This is a genomic window from Providencia sp. PROV182 (genome assembly GCF_028480325.1).
GTDB classification, from domain to species: domain Bacteria; phylum Pseudomonadota; class Gammaproteobacteria; order Enterobacterales; family Enterobacteriaceae; genus Providencia; species Providencia hangzhouensis.
Genome location: NZ_JAMPOL010000004.1, coordinates 181,180 through 197,391, shown reverse-complemented (window position 1 = coordinate 197,391; position 16,212 = coordinate 181,180). Strand labels below are relative to the sequence as shown.

Below are 16,212 nucleotides of genomic sequence, written 5' to 3'. Positions count from 1 at the left end.
CTGGGGGATTTTTTATCCATTTAATCACGTCCCTATGAGGTTTGCCGCATATTCATCATTAAAATGAAGTAGAGAAACACCGTTATGAGATTGATATAACTCTGATTTTGCTCTAATCTTAGCTTTTTCATCCCCGACTTTATCCGCGTAATTGGATAACTCATACCAATCATTTTTTTCAATTACCATTTCAGACCAGTTTGTGGCATGTACAACTCTCATAGAAACTGATTTTCCATTTTTAGCAATACATACTGTACGGTTATCAATATCAAGATAACCCAATTTATTTTCAGATAAAGCACAAGGAAAAGAGGAAACTATATATTCGCCATATTGCTTAATTTTGGGATGGCTAAAATATCGAGGAACATTATTCTCCAAAAAACTATTATCTGACGCTAAGACAAGTAAAACATCTGGTGCATTAGTGAGTAATTCATCGAAATGTTTTGTTAGATGCGCTATATTCACTGGCGTTTTTTCAACAACAGTATTCGCATTTATGGTTCCCTGAGAACGTATTTCCCCAATCTCAAATTTTTTGACCATATTCCTAGAACTTGGTTTTACTCGGGTTTCTACATTCACTGTTTTATCTGTATTTTTAATTACTCTAATTAATGTGCTAAACCAATTATATAAACGATTTTTTAATTTATGCGTATTACTAGGCCTCTTAACATTAGTGCTATTTATTAATCTAATAGTGTCATATACTTTATTTCCTCTTTTACTATCTTTCACTCGAAAAAAATTAAAGTTCGCGTTAATTGTATCAACCCCTTTAGACATAATCCCCCCTATATTATTGTTGTTAATTTAAACTATGCTTCATTAACGACGATTATTTTATAAATGAATAATCATGTCTTTCAAATTTAGCCATCCAAATAAAAGCGGCTAGATATCTATATCTAACCGCTTAAATATTTATAACTTTTTTAACTCAATTAGCATTCGAAATATGACTCTTATTAATGCGCTAAATAGTTCGTGTTGTGGCTAGGCGCCGAACGCGGATAACTTGGGGAGCATACAAAAGTATGTGACTCAAGTAGCCAAGTGATGGCAACACCGCCACAGCGCGAAATATGACGCGTATTATTTGCGACGCCACGTAGTGCCAGATGCACCATCTTCAAGCACTATCCCCATGGCAGTAAGTTCATCACGAGCCGCATCCGCTTGCGCCCAATCTTTATTCTTACGTGCATCTAGACGTTGTTGAATTAATGCCTCGATTTTTGCCACTTCCGCATCATCTTCAGTTTGTGCGCCGCCTTTTAAAAAGACTTCTGGGTCTTGTTCTAGTAAACCCAGCACGCTTGCTAACTCACGCAATTGTGCAGCCATACCATTTGCTGCTGACATATCTTCTGATTTCAGGCGGTTAACTTCACGAACCATATCAAATAATACCGAATAGGCTTCAGGTGTATTAAAGTCATCATTCATCGCTTCAATGAAACGTGCTTTAAATTCATCACCACCAGCAGGTACGGCTGACTTATCTGTACCACGTAATGCAGTGTACATACGCTCAAGTGCTGAACGTGCCTGCTTCAAATTTTCTTCCGTGTAGTTTAATTGGCTGCGGTAATGGCCTGATAACAGGAAATAACGCACTGTTTCTGCGTCGTAATACTCAAGTACGTCACGAATAGTGAAGAAGTTATTGAGAGATTTAGACATTTTCTCTCTGTCTACCATGACCATACCGGAGTGCATCCAGTAGTTCACGTAAGGGCCATCATGAGCACAGGTAGACTGAGCAATTTCATTTTCATGGTGTGGGAACATTAAATCAGAGCCGCCACCGTGAATATCAAAATGGTTGCCTAACGTTTTACTGTTCATTGCCGAACATTCAATGTGCCAGCCTGGGCGGCCTAAACCCCATGGGGATTCCCAACTTGGTTCGCCTTCTTTAGACATTTTCCACAAGACGAAATCCATTGGATTACGTTTTACATCAGCGACCTCGACGCGAGCACCTGCTTGCAACTGCTCTAAATCTTGGCGAGATAACAGACCATAATTTGGGTCGGTTTTGACTTCAAACATCACATCACCATTCGCAGCGACATAAGCATGACCACGCTCTATCAAGCTTTGGGTTAATTCAATAATTTCACCAATATGACGCGTTGCTCGTGGTTCGCTATCAGGGCGTAAAATATTTAAGGCATCAAAATCTTTGTGCATTTCAGCCAACATACGCGTTGTTAGCGCTTCGACGCTTTCATTATTTTCTGCTGCACGTTTGATGATTTTATCGTCAATATCGGTGACGTTGCGTACATAATTTAAGTCGTAACCCAAATAACGTAAATAGCGGCTAATTGCATCAAATGCCACAAATGTACGGCCGTGGCCGATATGACACAAGTCGTAGATAGTGATGCCACACACATACATCCCAATCTTCCCTGCGTGGATGGGCTTAAACTCTTCTTTTTGACGACTTAGTGTATTAAAAATTTGTAGCATCTGAACTTTTCCATTTATTTGAAAAATGATTATCGATTTCTACCGATAAAATATCATGTTATTGAACCCCGATCACCTTAAGAATGCAAGGGTTTACCCGCTTCCTTTTCAGTTTATTGATTAGGTTTAATACACATCTATTATGCTATAAACGGCCGACTAAGCTTCCTTCCGCTTCAAGTCAGGTTTTATCTGTGATATAAACGTGCTGATCTTAACGCTTTCGCAAGTTAGCGCACAAAAAACAATTATTCAGGATAGCTATTATGGTTACATTTCATACCAATCACGGTGACATTGTTATCAAAACGTTTGACGATAAAGCACCCGTTACAGTCGAAAACTTTTTAACTTACTGCCGTGAAGGTTTTTACAATAATACCATTTTCCATCGTGTTATTAATGGTTTCATGATCCAAGGCGGTGGTTTTGAGCCAGGAATGGAACAAAAAAACACTAAAGCGCCTATTAAAAACGAAGCAAACAACGGTTTAAAAAATACCCGTGGTACTTTGGCAATGGCTCGTACTAACGACCCTCATTCAGCAACAGCACAATTCTTTATCAACGTTGTTGACAATGACTTCTTGAACTTCCGTTCAGAGCGTCCAGATGGCTGGGGCTACTGTGTATTTGCTGAAGTCGTTGAAGGCATGGATGTTGTTGACAAAATCAAAGGTGTTTCAACTGGCCGCAGTGGCTTCCACCAAGACGTTCCACGCGAAGACGTCATCATTGAAAAAGTGACTGTCAGCGAGTAAACCTGAACGCATGTCCACTTACATCATTGCAGATTTGCATTTGAGTGAAGATGAACCGGCGATCACCGCCGGTTTTATTAATTTTATTCAACAGCAAGCCATCCATGCCGAAAGCCTATATATTCTCGGTGATTTTTTTAATTATTGGGTGGGCGATGATGATAACAATCCGCTACATCAACAAGTTGCCAACGAACTCAAACAACTCACTGACCGTGGAATTCCCTGCTATTTCATTCATGGAAATCGGGATTTTTTAATCGGTCAACGCTATGCGAAACAGTGTGGCATGACCATACTCCCGCAGGAAACATTGCTCGAACTTTACGGCAAGCGCATTTTAATTCTGCATGGTGATACATTATGTATTGACGATGCTGCCTATCAAAATTACCGTAAAAAAGTTCATACCCCTTGGGTTCAACGGCTGTTTTTGTTACTCCCTCTTTTTGTGCGTCGCCGTATCGCGCAAAAAATGCGCCAAAATAGCCAGTATGCAAGCAGCATGAAAGCCGAGTCGATTATGGACGTCAATTCACAAGCCGTTATTGATGCATTACAAAGGCACCAAGCGCAATGGATGATCCATGGTCATACTCACCGCCCTGCTATTCATGAAGTAAATATTGGAGGCAAGTTGCATTATCGGGGTGTATTAGGTGCTTGGCACTATGAAGGTTCCGCCTTTGTAATTAACGAGCAAGGTATTGAACTGATTTTCTTTCCTTTCGAGTAATTTTGCCTAACGAACCATTTTTAATATATCGCCACAACTGTTTGCTCACTTATTAATCACGCAAACGTTTTCCTTGCTGCTTTACCATGATATGATCGAGACAATTCAATTTCCCACCTCAGGGTGATGTTTTTTTCAATACAGGAAAGCACCAAATGACTGCCCAAGTTCCTGCTCAATCTGCGGCAAAAATCGCCATTGTTATGGGTTCGAAAAGTGATTGGACGACAATGCAGCACGCAGCTGATGTATTAACAGAACTCCAAATCCCTTTTCACGTCGAAATCGTCTCTGCACATCGCACCCCGGATAAATTATTTTCCTTTGCTGAAAATGCGAAAAAAAATGGGTTTGATGTGATTATTGCAGGTGCTGGTGGCGCTGCTCACTTACCAGGAATGATCGCCGCTAAAACATTAGTCCCTGTTTTTGGTGTTCCTGTACAAAGTGCTGCATTAAGTGGTGTTGACAGCCTATATTCTATCGTGCAAATGCCTAAAGGTATCCCTGTAGGCACACTAGCCATCGGCAAAGCAGGTGCCGCAAATGCAGCACTTTTAGCCGCTCAAGTATTAGCAATAAGTGATACTGCTATTTTCAACCGCCTCTCAGCGTGGCGAGAAGCCCAAACCAATGATGTGCTGAACAACCCAGACCCGAGGGAAGCATAATGAAACCCGTTTGTGTGCTTGGTAATGGCCAACTCGGCCGCATGCTTCGTCAAGCGGGTGAGCCTTTAGGCATTGCTGTTTTTCCTGTAGGGCTTGATGCAGAACCTGAAGCGGTTCCTTATCAGCAAAGCGTCATCACCGCTGAAATTGAACGTTGGCCAGAAACCCCGCTAACAAAAGAATTAGCTCGCCATAATGCCTTTATTAACCGTGATATTTTTCCACGTTTAGCCGATAGGTTTCCACAAAAAAGCTTATTTGATAGTTTACAACTTTCTACTGCACCTTGGGCAGTATTAGAATCCCCTGAACAATGGCCTGAGCTGTTTGCCACACTCGGTGAGTTTCTCATTGTAAAACGTAGAACTGGTGGCTATGACGGGCGAGGTCAATGGCGTGTTCGCCCTGGTGATGAAAAAAACCTGCCTGCTGAAATTTATGGTGAATGCATCGTTGAACAAGGTATCCCTTTTGACGCGGAAGTGTCTGTCATTGGTGCACGAAATGCAGCGGGGGAATCCGTTTTTTACCCGATCACCCATAATTTACACCAAGAAGGCATTTTGCGTACCAGTGTGGCCTTCCCTAAGTCAACTAATCCGCAACAAGAACAAGCTCAAGCTATGCTCAGCGCAGTGATGGATGAACTTGGTTATATCGGTGTGATGGCAATGGAATGCTTTGTCGTGGGCAATAACTTGCTGATTAACGAAATTGCGCCTCGAGTACATAATAGCGGCCATTGGACACAAAATGGCGCATCCATTAGCCAGTTTGAGTTACATCTACGTGCTATTTTAAACCTGCCAATGCCATCTCCAGAGGTATATAGCCCTGCCGTGATGGTCAATTTAATCGGCACTGATGTAAATATAGACTGGCTGAACTTACCCCTCGTTCACCTTCACTGGTATGAAAAAGAGGTACGCCCTGCCCGAAAAGTGGGTCATTTAAACCTTTCCCATCGTGACTGCCACCAATTATCTGCCACACTGGCGGCTTTGATCCCACTTCTGCCAAATGAGTACAAAAGTGGCATTGAGTGGGCAAATGCAAAATTAGACTGGTACTCTCATCAATAAATAGGGAAAATAGCCCGATTCGATGCCCGAAACTATTTTCGGGCATTATGCTATTTTCGCCGTCATCCAGAAAACAAATATCCTGATTTAAGGTGTGCGGCATTACTGGAGTCAATATGTCCTCGCAGACTTTTAGTCCGTTTTATCAGTGGTGCATTCTTATTCTGTTAGGGCTGGTTTATTTTTTAGCCACCGCGACAACCTTTACCTCTCTTGGCGTGGTTTTACCTGAGATGATTAGTGAGCTCAAATGGAGCTGGAGTGAGGCTGGTTTTGGTTTTACGCTACTGGGTTTAACTTGCGGGCTGGCGAGTTTTCTCCCGTCTCTGTTAATCCGCAAAGTGGGTGTACGAGCCACTTTATTGCTAGGCACCAGTGTCTTTGTTGCTGGCTTTTATAGCCTTTATTCCACACAAGCCATCAGCACCTATTTTTTAGGTACTGCATTGATTGGTATTGGTTTCACCTTACTCGCCACGGTTCCGGGGACTTATGTACTTTCGCGGCTATTTGAAAAACAATCCCTTGCCTTTGGGTTATATTTCACCATCGGGGGATTGGGGGGTGTTGCAGGCCCTTGGATTTACTTTTACGCCTCAAACCAATTAGGCTCATGGCGTATGCATTGGGTTCTATGTGCCGTTTATCTTAGCATTGTCACGTTAATCACGATTTTTATGCTGCGAGAAGGTAAAAAAGAGCAAGAGCACGCAAAAAAGGTAATGCAAAAACAAGTTAGTGACGCAAGTAAACCTATTTATCGCACTGCAGAAGTATGGACAGTCGGCAGAGCACTACGTACATGGCAGTTCTACTTGATTGCTGCGACTTATACCTCGTTTTTATGGTGTGGTATCACCGTTAACAGCTTTGCTGTCGCCCATATTGAAGAGCGCGGCTTTGGCATGACAGTGGCGGTTTCATTATTAAGCACAATGGCATTTGTGAATGCATTCTCAAGGTTTATTGGTGGGGCGGCAGGCGAATGGTTAGAACCGAAGAAACTATTAATCGGTAGCCTAATTATCATGGTATTAGGTGTCATTTTCCTCAGTATTGCCACCTCATGGCTTTGGCTTATTTTATTTGTGTTATGCGTTGGTATTGGCTACGGCATGACCTTTTTGGCATCAAGTGTTTTACTGTCAAATTATTTCGGCCGAGGCCCATACTTAGAACTATTCTCTGTCGTAAATTTAATTTCAACGGTTGCCTGCTTAGCACCTTTTATTGCGGGTGCAATAAAAGATTTCACAGGAAGTTTCACCCCTGCTTTTTTGGTTATCGCGGCTCCCGTTGTGGTTATTTTATTCCTTACTTTGATGATGAAGCCCCCAGCCCTCAATCACAAATAAAAAATCCCGAGTGATTAGCTCGGGAAAATTAAAACCAAAGGGAAAACAAGCTTAAGACCAGATATTGGATCAAAACATACTGCTTATTTGCGCCACCGAAAAAATTAAATGGTGGCGCAAAATCAATTACGGCGTTAACAACTCAGGGACGTTTAATAAGATAAACTCATTATCATCCGCTTTATTTGGCTCACGGCTAGATGAAAACGGATAGTTATTGTCATTACCAACAATAATGTGTTTACTATCAACCACATCCACGTTTTCAATAGTGAAGAATGGGAAAGTAAACACCCCGTTATTAAGCGGTTTTCTTGCCATATTATTCGGGTCTTTGATATTCATTAAATCAATATAAGCCTGCTTATCTACTGGTTTGCCTATATTGTTATCTGAAAATTCAATACGATAAACACGCTTGAATTTAGCTAAATTACTAAAGCAATTTTCAGTATTACTGCTTCCCGCCGTGCAGGCTTTATCTGCGGTACCTTCACCATTATCACGCTCAATGATTAGGCCGCGGGTATCATCAATTAAGTTAAAATCACCAATGGCATTCTGATTGTCTTCAAAGACATACAACCAGCTTCTGCCTGTCCAATTTTGTTTTTTCACATCAAACTCAAGAATACGTGCTGCGCGTTTGCCATCAACATGTTCATAATCTTGTTTGTCATCAAGCCAAATCGCCCCTTCTAGCATTGGGTAGAGCTTAGAACCGTCTGGCGATGACGCCATACCTTCAAAGCCTTTTGAACGGTTGACTTGGAAATTCACTTTATCTGCGGGTTTACCCGGTGTTGTGATTTGGTAGTGATCAGGAGAAACGACTTTCTTTCCATCTACTTGTGTCTCAAATAAAGCTAATACTTTGCCATCCAAATCCATTTTGATTAGGTAAGGGCCAAACTCATCGCCAACCCATAGAGCACCACCCGCAAATTGAAAACTTTCAGGGTCAAAATCACTGCCTGTTAAATAGCGTTCTTTTGTGCTCTCATTCGTAATATGAAAAGGGATAATTTTATCGGGGTCATGGAAGAAAACCGTTTTTAATGGCGTTGTATTACCTGATTGAAAATCAATATCATATTGAGTGACATACAACATCGAATCAGGAGAATTGGCTTTGTTGCCGAATCCATTATCAGTTAAAACCCAGTAAGTGCCATCCGCCATACGTTTAATACCCGAGTGCCCTTGGCGTGGCTGGCCTTTGATTGGAATATGCATTCCTGTTGGGCGATCTGCGGATTTACCTTCCACTTTCCCCAAACTATCAACACGAACGCCAGTGGTAAATTTACCACTCACTTGCATGTCTGAAGGTGCATTTTCGGGGGAAGAAACCGTTGAATTAACTGGAAGAATGGAGTGACCCGCTAACGTTGCTGGCACTTCTTGTTGTGCAAACCCGGTGATGCTAAATGAAATTAAACCAGCCAATAAAGATAACGAGCCCAGTTTACGTTTAATCGAATGGTTATTCTGCATTGTTATGTTTCCATTTTAAGGTCATCAATAATTGATGTGGGAATCATAACCATAATGAATGACATTTTTGTGATGAATTTGAGACAGTTATTTTACTGAAAAATCGATTGTTTTTAGAATATTCAATAAATAGTGGTATTAAGGTATTTCCCTAATACCACCATATTCTAAATAACTCGAGTTGCATGTAGATCAACCTATCTAAGCGCAGTCAATGACCATGCAACTCGAAGTATGACGAGCATTTAACTATTAGGTAAACGACGGTGCTGACTCCCCGTCCCTAATAAACGCAGTCCTAACCAACTACCACAAATAGACAATAGAATTGCCGCGCACAAAGGCAATAATACCCACATACGCCATTCTGGCTGCCAAGGGAAGTCAAACACTTTACTTTGCAACAACCATAATGCAATTTCTGCCCCAAATACCGCCGCAAGCCCTGCCATTAAGCCAAGTAATGCAAATTCGCTCCATAATGTTCTACGCATTAACTTTTTGCTGGCGCCTAACGTTCGGTATACCACAAGCTCCCGCTCTCGCTGACTCATTCCCACTTGAATTTGTGCCAACAGCAGTAACAAGCCACAGAAAATAACCAATACCACCATCACTTCTAAGGCTTGGCTCACTTGCTGAAGAATTTGCTGAATTTGGGTGATAATTGCACCGGTGTCGAGCACATTAATGGTTGGATAATGGCGGCTAAGTTGCGTTAATAGCTGCCCATCGCCTTCATAGTGGAAACTGCTCAGCCAAGTAGCTGGCATTTGAGAAAGACTTTCTTCAGAGAAAATAAAATAGAAGTTCGGTCGCAGGCTTTCCCAATCAACCGTACGAATACTACTGACTGTCGCACTGAAGACCTGAGCCCCTGCGTTAAATGTAAGTTTATCGCCTAATTTCAACCCGAGTTCTTTAACGACCGTTTGTTCAATTGAGACTTCTCCCGCTTTCGGTGGCCATGTCCCTTCATCAACCACATTGGCTGGCGCTAAATCAGATTGCCAAGTTAAGCTCAATTCACGTCGTACCGTATTATTATTTGGATCACGTTGATCCGCCCACTCAATCGCTGACTGGTCATTAATATCGGTTAAACGCGCTAACACCACAGGGTTGAACTCTGTGGGTTTCACGTCAAACTCAGCTAATAGCTTGGTGACAGGCTCAAGCTGTGACTGGTTCATATTAATCAAGAAATAATTCGGGCTATCTGCGGGTAATTGCTGCTGCCAACGGTCAAGCAAATCACCACGCACTAAAATCAGCAGCGCCAATAACATAAATGACAACGAAAAAGCACTCATTTGTGTGATGGTTTGCAACGGCTGGCGCAATAGACGGCTAACAGATAAACGCAAGCTTAATTGACGGAACTTAATATGGCGTAGCCCCCATAAGCCTACCCAACCAATCAGCGCAAGTAGAACGGCAACCACGACAATACCCGCCAAAATTGACCACAGCAGAGGGTTAACGCCAGCAAACACAAATAAGCCGCCAACCACAATTAAAATAACAATCGGCAGATAGTAATATAGCGGCCAAACGGGTGATTTGGCATCTTCACGTAATACCCTAGAAGGCTGAGTTGCCATCAGTTGGTAATAGGGACGGCTGCCAACAATAATCGCAATAATAAATAATGTACCAATCGCCCAAACCCAAGGCATCAAACTCGCAGGCGGCAATTCCTTCGGCAACATAGCCCCTAAGATTTGCATTAAAATGCCTTCAAAAGCCAAACCTAATAATGAGCCGAGTAAAGCCGCAGCGGTTAAAATCACTAACCACTGCCCAATAATCCACTGACGTAATGCGCTACGCCCTGCGCCTAGAGTTTTTAATACTGCGATTAGTTGATGACGGCTGCGGCAATAATGCGTCATTGAAACCACGACCGCAGCAATGGCTAGCAGCAGGGTTAATAAAACTGACAACAATAAAAATTGTTGAGCACGTTGAAACGTTTTCCCTACTGCGCCGTTATCTTCGCTTAATGTATACCAACGTTGATCATTTCGCAGATCTTGCTCATATTTTTGTTGAAATGCATCAATAAGCTGGCGATCGCCGGCAAACATGTCGCGATAAGTTAACCGGCTACCTAATTGAATTGCTCCCGTTAATGGTGCATCTTCAATTGCTATCAATACTCTTGGGGCAATCTGGAACGGGTTAAAACCGCTGTCAGGCTCTTGAATTAGTTTACCCGAGACTTTTAGCGTTGCATCTCCGATATCAATGTTATCCCCTACATTGAGGTTCAATAATTCTAATAGCCGCGGAGCGACTAATATCTCCCCTTTTGTCGGGATTAACCCAGCCGGTTCTGTGATGAGCTCGCCATATAATGGATATGCCTTATCCGCTGCTTTCACTAACACCAGTTGTGGCCGAGCGTCTTCATCTTCTGTCGCATAAGCCATAGTAGAAAATGATATTTGTTGGCTTAACGTTAAACCCTCTTTTTGGGCCTCTTGTAACCATGCTGGGTCGCTTGGATGAGAAGATCGTAAAACTAAGTCACCCGCTAATAGCTCACGGCTTTGGTAACTCATGCTATTTTCAATGCGATCGCTAATTCGCCCTAAAGCCAGTACACAAGCAACAGCAAGGGTGAGTGCAAGCCAAACAATCAGTAACGAGGGAGTTTTCCATTCACGCCAAAACCAACGCCAAATCATGCTTCTTCCCTCAATTGCCCATCGACCAAGCGCAAACGGCGTTGGCAACGCGCAGCCAGCTCGTTATCGTGAGTCACTAAAATAAGGGTCGTCCCGTGCTGTTTATTCATATCAAACAGTAAATCTGCAATTTTATCCCCTGTGTGGCGATCGAGATTTCCCGTTGGTTCATCAGCAAATAAAATCTGTGGGCGGCCATTAAAGGCACGAGCAAGTGCAACACGCTGTTGCTCACCCCCTGACAACTGTGGTGGCATATGTTTTAGGCGATCTTTTAAGCCTAAATCCGTCAGTAAACTCGCCGCGTGTTGATAACTTTCAGACTCAGATTCGCCACGTAACAAAGAAGGAAGTTGTACATTTTCAATGGCATTTAAGGTTGGGATCAACATAAAGGATTGGAACACAAAACCGACACTTTGTGCCCGTAAGCGTGCCCGCTGCTCTTCGTCCATTTTAGTGAGGTCTTGACCTAATAAATTAACCGTTCCACTGGAACCGTCATCCAACCCAGCAATAATCCCTAGCAAGGTTGATTTCCCCGAACCTGACTCCCCAATTAAAGCAATTGTTTGCCCGGACTCGACAATTAGCTCAACACCTTGCAATATAGTCAGTTCATGTTCACCTTGACCAACACGTTTAATGAGATGATGAACTTCAAGAATATTATTCGCCGACATATATTGGTATTTCTCCTGTTACTGACTGCAAGTGGGCACGCACTTGCGTCAACTAAGCTATTAATCTTAGGTGATAGCCTAAGTGCAGGCTACCGTTTACCGGCTGAGCAGGCTTGGGCCTCCTTGCTTGCCGAACGTTGGCAGAAACTTTCCCCACCCGTTGCTATTGTTAACGGTAGTATTAGTGGGAATACCTCTGCACAGGGGTTAGAACGCCTTTCCGTTTTACTCGAACAAAACAAACCTAACTGGGTATTGATCGAATTAGGTGCAAATGATGGCTTACAAGGTCTCCCAGTTGAGCAACTCGAAGCTAATTTACAACAGATTATCGAGCAAATCGTGCAATCGGGTGCGAAACCGCTCTTAATGCAAATTCGCATTCCACCTAACTATGGAAAACGTTATACGACAAGTTTCGAAAAAGTCTATCCGAAATTGGCGCAAAGTAATCAAATTCCATTACTGCCGTTTTATATGGAAACCGTGATAACTAAGCCTGAATGGATACAACAAGATGGTATTCACCCTACCATTGAAGCCCAGCCATCCATTGCTGATTTTATGGAAAAACAGCTTTTCGAACATATTTTACCGTCTAGCAAATAAAACAGACGTTAAACAAGGGTACTAAAACGCTCTTTTATACCCGAAATAGATTCAGCTGCATGAAACCAAGGTAAAGTTATGCAAACATCGGCACGAAACAAAAAATCAGTTCTGGTCACAGGTGCATCAAGCGGTATTGGCTTTTGTGCTGCACAGACACTTCGGCAGCGTGGCTACCATGTTATTGTTGCCTGCCGTAAAGAAAGCGATATTTTACGCCTAAAAGAGCTAGGTTATGACACCGTTTCCCTTGATCTCGATAATAAGGATAGCATAGAAACCGCGGCTCAAACGGTGTTAACACTCTGTAATCACCGCCTTTTCGGATTATTCAACAACGCTGGTTTTGGGGTGTATGGCCCATTAAATAGCGTCAGCCGCGAACAACTTGAAGCCCAGTTTTCCACTAACTTTTTTGGTGTTCATCAGTTAACTTTTTTGCTATTACCTGCAATGCTAGCGCACCATGAAGGGCGAATTATCCAGACTAGTTCAGTGATGGGCGTTATTTCAACTCCCGGACGTGGCGCTTATGCTGCCAGCAAATACGCACTGGAAGCATGGTCCGATGCACTACGCTTAGAATTGGCAGGAACAGGGGTGAAAGTGAGCTTGATTGAACCGGGCCCGATTCATACGGCTTTTACTCAAAATGTTGAACAAACACAAAAAGATAAACCCGTTAAAAACCCAGGTATTGCTTCACGTTTCACCTTAACACCAGAACATGTGGTAGAAAAACTGATCCATGCGTTAGAAAGCTCGCGCCCAAAGGTACGCTATTCTGTCACGTTATTAACCGTCGCAGTGCGTATCTTAAAACGTATTTTACCTGACAAAATAATGGATAAAATACTGGCAAATCAGGGGAAAAAAGCTTGAAAAAAGCAAAATCAGCCCCATTTTATTACTATTGCTCACAAATTCTATTGATAACAAATTCAAAAGAGACTTCTTATGTTTGCTAACGCTCAGATAATTGATATTAACGAAACCAACCTACACCAAGTCATTGAACAATCAATGAACTTACCTGTCATGTTTTATTTTTGGTCACCGCGTAGCCCTCATTGCCAAGATTTCGGTACCATGTTGGAAAAAATTGCCAACGACTACGCAGGGTCATTTATTTTAGCTAAAGTTAATTGTGATGAAGAACAAATGATCGCAAGCCAGTTTGGCTTAAAAGCGATCCCTACTGTGTATGTATTACAAAATGGCCGCCCTGTTGATGGCTTTGAAGGGCCACAACCAGAAGAGGTGGTGTTGGAAATTTTATCTCGCGTGCTGCCAAGCCCAGAAGAAATGAAAGCAGCACAAGCCGCTGAATTAATTGCAGAAGGTAAAACACAAGAAGCGCTGCCATTATTAAAAGAAGCACATCAGCTGAACCCAAAAAATAGCGACATCACTTTATTATTGGCAGAAACCCAAATCGGTTTAAATCTCGTTGATGACGCACAAGCTACTTTAGAAGCTGTCCCATTACAGGATAAAGACAGTCGTTACCAAGGTTTAATCGCACAAATTGAATTATTGAAGCAAGCTGCGGACACCCCTGAAATTCAGCAATTACAAGATGAATTCAATCAAGATCCACAAAATACAACGTTAGCGGTTCAATTAGCCCTAAAACTGCATGAGGTGAACCGCAACGAAGAAGCGCTGGAAATGTTATTCGGCTTTTTACGTACCGACTTGGGTGCGGGTGACGGCGCAGTAAGAAAAACCATGATGGATATTATGTCGGCAATGGGAACCGGTGATGCAATTGCCAGTAAATACCGTCGCCAAGTATATTCATTACTTTACTAATTAAGGGTTAAATATGGACTTGTTCGCCTTTGGTGCAATACCGATTATCATTTTTGTCGCTGTCGTTATTGTTTTTACCTGTGTTAAAACAGTACCGCAAGGCTTTCAATGGACCGTTGAGCGCTTCGGTCGTTATACCCGTACGTTGCAGCCCGGCTTACATATTATTGTCCCATTTATGGACAAAATTGGCCGTCGCATCAATATGATGGAACAAGTCCTTGATATCCCATCTCAAGAAGTTATTTCTCGCGATAATGCCAACGTCACTATCGATGCTGTCTGCTTTATCCAAGTCGTTGACCCAGTACGTGCAGCCTATGAGGTTAGCAACCTTGAGCTTTCGGTACTGAATTTAACCATGACGAATATTCGTACCGTATTAGGCTCCATGGAACTAGACGAAATGTTGTCACAACGTGATTCCATTAATAGCCGCTTGCTGCACGTGGTGGATGAAGCAACCAACCCTTGGGGTGTCAAAATTACCCGTATCGAAATTCGTGACGTGAAGCCACCAAAAGAATTGATTAGTGCGATGAATGCGCAGATGAAGGCTGAACGTACTAAACGTGCCGATATTCTTGAGGCCGAGGGGATCCGACAAGCGGCAATTTTAAAAGCTGAAGGTGAAAAACAGTCACAAATTCTCAAAGCCGAAGGGGAACGCCAGTCGGCATTTTTACAAGCCGAAGCGCGTGAAAGAGCCGCGGAAGCGGAAGCAAAAGCGACACAAATGGTATCTGAAGCTATTGCCGCTGGTGATATGCAGGCTATTAATTACTTTGTGGCGCAAAAATACACCGATGCACTGACCAGTATTGGTTCTGCCGAAAACAGCAAAGTCATCATGATGCCATTAGAAGCCAGTAATTTAATGGGCGCAATTGGTGGGATTACTGAGCTAATCGGAGAAAGCAAGAAAACCAGTGCCATGAAAAAGCAGGTAAAAGAATGATAGAGCTTATCAGTGCTCAACCCGCATGGTTTTGGCTGTGCCTTGGTGGGCTATTGCTGATTGGTGAACTTCTTGGTACCGCAGGCTATCTTTTATGGTCGGGTATTGCTGCGGTGCTTGTTGGGGTTATCGCTTGGGCACTGCCATTTATCGGTTGGGAGTGGCAAGGGATTTTATTTGCCATTTTTACCGTTGTCTCTGCTGTGTTATGGCGCAACTGGTTGAGGAATAGGCAAAAAAATAAGGCAGATAACGTCAACCAAATTAGCCATCAACTCATCGGTGTTAAAAGCCGTTTGTTGTCAGATACTGAAGAAGGTTTTAGCCGTGTACGCCTTGCGGATGGCAGTTGGCGTGTCTATAGCGACACGCCATTAAGTGCCAATACAGAAGTGGTGGTCATCGCAGTAGACGGCATCACCTTGCAGGTTAAGCCTTCGCATGATGACAGCACCCACGCGCCAAGTGGTCAATAATTGGGCAATCCGCACCATCATCCCCAGGGCATACGTCCACGAGCTCTTGTAATGTATCTCGAATAGCAGACAATTTAACGATTGTCTGCTCTATTTCATTTATCTTCGCTATCGTTGTCGTTTTTACATCCGCACTATGTCTGGTTGGATTACGAAATAAACCTAACAGTTCGCCACATTCATCCAAGGTAAAACCCACATCTTTTGCCTGTTTGAGCAATACGAGTTCGTTTAAATGACGCTCCTGATAATAACGGTAGCTATTTTCCCCTCTTTCAGGCGGTGTAATTAGCCCTTTGTCTTCATAAAAACGAATAGCTTTTGCAGTTAGGCCCGTTTTTTTGGCAATTTCACTAATATTCATAATTCCTCTTGACCTTAAC

General features: G+C 42.7%; 16 protein-coding genes. 10 read left to right on the top strand and 6 right to left on the bottom strand.

Features of this window, described 5'->3' with window-relative positions:
- Nucleotides 1-24: 24 nt before the first annotated feature.
- Nucleotides 25-795, bottom strand: a complete 771-nt coding sequence (locus tag PR834_RS03680; RefSeq protein ID WP_272536442.1) for a hypothetical protein — start codon at nt 793-795, stop codon at nt 25-27.
- 309 nt (nt 796-1,104) lie between these two features.
- Nucleotides 1,105-2,493 carry a cysteine--tRNA ligase gene (gene cysS, locus PR834_RS03675; protein WP_094960986.1) on the bottom strand — a complete coding sequence of 463 codons (1,389 nt, stop codon included), beginning with the start codon at nt 2,491-2,493 and terminating at the stop codon, nt 1,105-1,107.
- A gap of 266 nt (nt 2,494-2,759) precedes the next feature.
- Here cysS and ppiB point away from each other — a divergent pair, with 266 nt between their 5' ends.
- The 5 genes from ppiB (at nt 2,760) to PR834_RS03650 (ending at nt 7,098) form a co-directional block, all read left to right on the top strand.
- Nucleotides 2,760-3,254, top strand: coding sequence for a peptidylprolyl isomerase B (ppiB, locus tag PR834_RS03670; RefSeq protein ID WP_004260260.1), 495 nt, complete (start codon nt 2,760-2,762; stop codon nt 3,252-3,254).
- 10 nt (nt 3,255-3,264) lie between these two features.
- Complete coding sequence (gene lpxH / locus PR834_RS03665; RefSeq protein WP_004260263.1) at nt 3,265-3,990, top strand: UDP-2,3-diacylglucosamine diphosphatase; 726 nt, start codon at nt 3,265-3,267, stop codon at nt 3,988-3,990.
- Between the two features lie 155 nt (nt 3,991-4,145).
- Nucleotides 4,146-4,661: a 5-(carboxyamino)imidazole ribonucleotide mutase gene (purE, locus tag PR834_RS03660; RefSeq protein ID WP_094960984.1), complete on the top strand. Its 516-nt coding sequence runs from the start codon at nt 4,146-4,148 to the stop codon at nt 4,659-4,661.
- Nucleotides 4,661-5,743 (top strand): 5-(carboxyamino)imidazole ribonucleotide synthase, encoded by a 1,083-nt coding sequence (purK, locus tag PR834_RS03655; protein ID WP_153673154.1) that lies wholly within the window; start codon nt 4,661-4,663, stop codon nt 5,741-5,743. The genes purE and purK overlap by 1 nt, the downstream gene beginning before the upstream one ends.
- A 116-nt stretch (nt 5,744-5,859) precedes the next feature.
- The gene (locus tag PR834_RS03650; RefSeq protein ID WP_094960983.1) at nt 5,860-7,098 is read left to right on the top strand and encodes an MFS transporter; all 1,239 of its coding nucleotides are present in this window, start codon (nt 5,860-5,862) and stop codon (nt 7,096-7,098) included.
- A 126-nt stretch (nt 7,099-7,224) separates the two neighbouring features.
- On the opposite strand, the gene PR834_RS03645 is transcribed toward PR834_RS03650, so the two are convergent.
- The 3 genes from PR834_RS03645 to ybbA form a co-directional block, all read right to left on the bottom strand.
- Nucleotides 7,225-8,595 carry an esterase-like activity of phytase family protein gene (locus tag PR834_RS03645; RefSeq protein ID WP_272536441.1) on the bottom strand — a complete coding sequence of 457 codons (1,371 nt, stop codon included), beginning with the start codon at nt 8,593-8,595 and terminating at the stop codon, nt 7,225-7,227.
- A gap of 245 nt (nt 8,596-8,840) precedes the next feature.
- Entirely contained in the window at nt 8,841-11,288 is a 2,448-nt protein-coding gene (ybbP, locus tag PR834_RS03640) for a putative ABC transporter permease subunit YbbP (RefSeq protein ID WP_272536440.1), read from the bottom strand.
- On the bottom strand, nt 11,285-11,971 hold the full coding sequence (ybbA, locus tag PR834_RS03635) for a putative ABC transporter ATP-binding protein YbbA (RefSeq protein WP_004260298.1): 687 nt from the start codon (nt 11,969-11,971) through the stop codon (nt 11,285-11,287). Before ybbA ends, ybbP begins: the two co-directional genes overlap by 4 nt.
- Here ybbA and tesA point away from each other — a divergent pair.
- The 5 genes from tesA to PR834_RS03610 all read left to right on the top strand — a co-directional run bounded on the left by tesA (nt 11,939) and on the right by PR834_RS03610 (nt 15,829).
- A complete protein-coding gene (tesA, locus tag PR834_RS03630; RefSeq protein ID WP_136133995.1) occupies nt 11,939-12,580 on the top strand; it encodes a multifunctional acyl-CoA thioesterase I/protease I/lysophospholipase L1 in 642 nt (213 codons plus the stop codon). The two genes, ybbA and tesA, sit on opposite strands and share 33 nt — an antisense overlap.
- Before the next feature lie 78 nt (nt 12,581-12,658).
- A complete protein-coding gene (locus PR834_RS03625) occupies nt 12,659-13,462 on the top strand; it encodes an SDR family oxidoreductase (protein ID WP_004260306.1) in 804 nt (267 codons plus the stop codon).
- Between the two features lie 75 nt (nt 13,463-13,537).
- On the top strand, nt 13,538-14,395 hold the full coding sequence (locus PR834_RS03620) for a co-chaperone YbbN (RefSeq protein WP_094960978.1): 858 nt from the start codon (nt 13,538-13,540) through the stop codon (nt 14,393-14,395).
- 13 nt (nt 14,396-14,408) lie between these two features.
- Nucleotides 14,409-15,353 (top strand): SPFH domain-containing protein, encoded by a 945-nt coding sequence (locus PR834_RS03615; RefSeq protein WP_004260315.1) that lies wholly within the window; start codon nt 14,409-14,411, stop codon nt 15,351-15,353.
- Nucleotides 15,350-15,829, top strand: a complete 480-nt coding sequence (locus tag PR834_RS03610) for an NfeD family protein (protein ID WP_164455216.1) — start codon at nt 15,350-15,352, stop codon at nt 15,827-15,829. Before PR834_RS03615 ends, PR834_RS03610 begins: the two co-directional genes overlap by 4 nt.
- On the opposite strand, the gene cueR is transcribed toward PR834_RS03610, so the two are convergent.
- Nucleotides 15,783-16,193, bottom strand: a complete 411-nt coding sequence (gene cueR / locus PR834_RS03605) for a Cu(I)-responsive transcriptional regulator (protein ID WP_094960975.1) — start codon at nt 16,191-16,193, stop codon at nt 15,783-15,785. The two genes, PR834_RS03610 and cueR, sit on opposite strands and share 47 nt — an antisense overlap.
- Nucleotides 16,194-16,212: the final 19 nt, after the last annotated feature.

What these genes read in the sequence shown, in the direction of transcription:
- PR834_RS03680 (WP_272536442.1), bottom strand. Translation starts at nt 795, where the DNA reads ATGTCTAAAGGGGTTGATACAATTAACGCGAACTTTAATTTTTTTCGA.
- cysS (WP_094960986.1), bottom strand. Translation starts at nt 2,493, where the DNA reads ATGCTACAAATTTTTAATACACTAAGTCGTCAAAAAGAAGAGTTTAAG.
- ppiB (WP_004260260.1), top strand. Translation starts at nt 2,760, where the DNA reads ATGGTTACATTTCATACCAATCACGGTGACATTGTTATCAAAACGTTT.
- lpxH (WP_004260263.1), top strand. Translation starts at nt 3,265, where the DNA reads ATGTCCACTTACATCATTGCAGATTTGCATTTGAGTGAAGATGAACCG.
- purE (WP_094960984.1), top strand. Translation starts at nt 4,146, where the DNA reads ATGACTGCCCAAGTTCCTGCTCAATCTGCGGCAAAAATCGCCATTGTT.
- purK (WP_153673154.1), top strand. Translation starts at nt 4,661, where the DNA reads ATGAAACCCGTTTGTGTGCTTGGTAATGGCCAACTCGGCCGCATGCTT.
- PR834_RS03650 (WP_094960983.1), top strand. Translation starts at nt 5,860, where the DNA reads ATGTCCTCGCAGACTTTTAGTCCGTTTTATCAGTGGTGCATTCTTATT.
- PR834_RS03645 (WP_272536441.1), bottom strand. Translation starts at nt 8,595, where the DNA reads ATGCAGAATAACCATTCGATTAAACGTAAACTGGGCTCGTTATCTTTA.
- ybbP (WP_272536440.1), bottom strand. Translation starts at nt 11,288, where the DNA reads ATGATTTGGCGTTGGTTTTGGCGTGAATGGAAAACTCCCTCGTTACTG.
- tesA (WP_136133995.1), top strand. Translation starts at nt 11,939, where the DNA reads ATGATGAACTTCAAGAATATTATTCGCCGACATATATTGGTATTTCTC.
- ybbA (WP_004260298.1), bottom strand. Translation starts at nt 11,971, where the DNA reads ATGTCGGCGAATAATATTCTTGAAGTTCATCATCTCATTAAACGTGTT.
- PR834_RS03625 (WP_004260306.1), top strand. Translation starts at nt 12,659, where the DNA reads ATGCAAACATCGGCACGAAACAAAAAATCAGTTCTGGTCACAGGTGCA.
- PR834_RS03620 (WP_094960978.1), top strand. Translation starts at nt 13,538, where the DNA reads ATGTTTGCTAACGCTCAGATAATTGATATTAACGAAACCAACCTACAC.
- PR834_RS03615 (WP_004260315.1), top strand. Translation starts at nt 14,409, where the DNA reads ATGGACTTGTTCGCCTTTGGTGCAATACCGATTATCATTTTTGTCGCT.
- PR834_RS03610 (WP_164455216.1), top strand. Translation starts at nt 15,350, where the DNA reads ATGATAGAGCTTATCAGTGCTCAACCCGCATGGTTTTGGCTGTGCCTT.
- cueR (WP_094960975.1), bottom strand. Translation starts at nt 16,193, where the DNA reads ATGAATATTAGTGAAATTGCCAAAAAAACGGGCCTAACTGCAAAAGCT.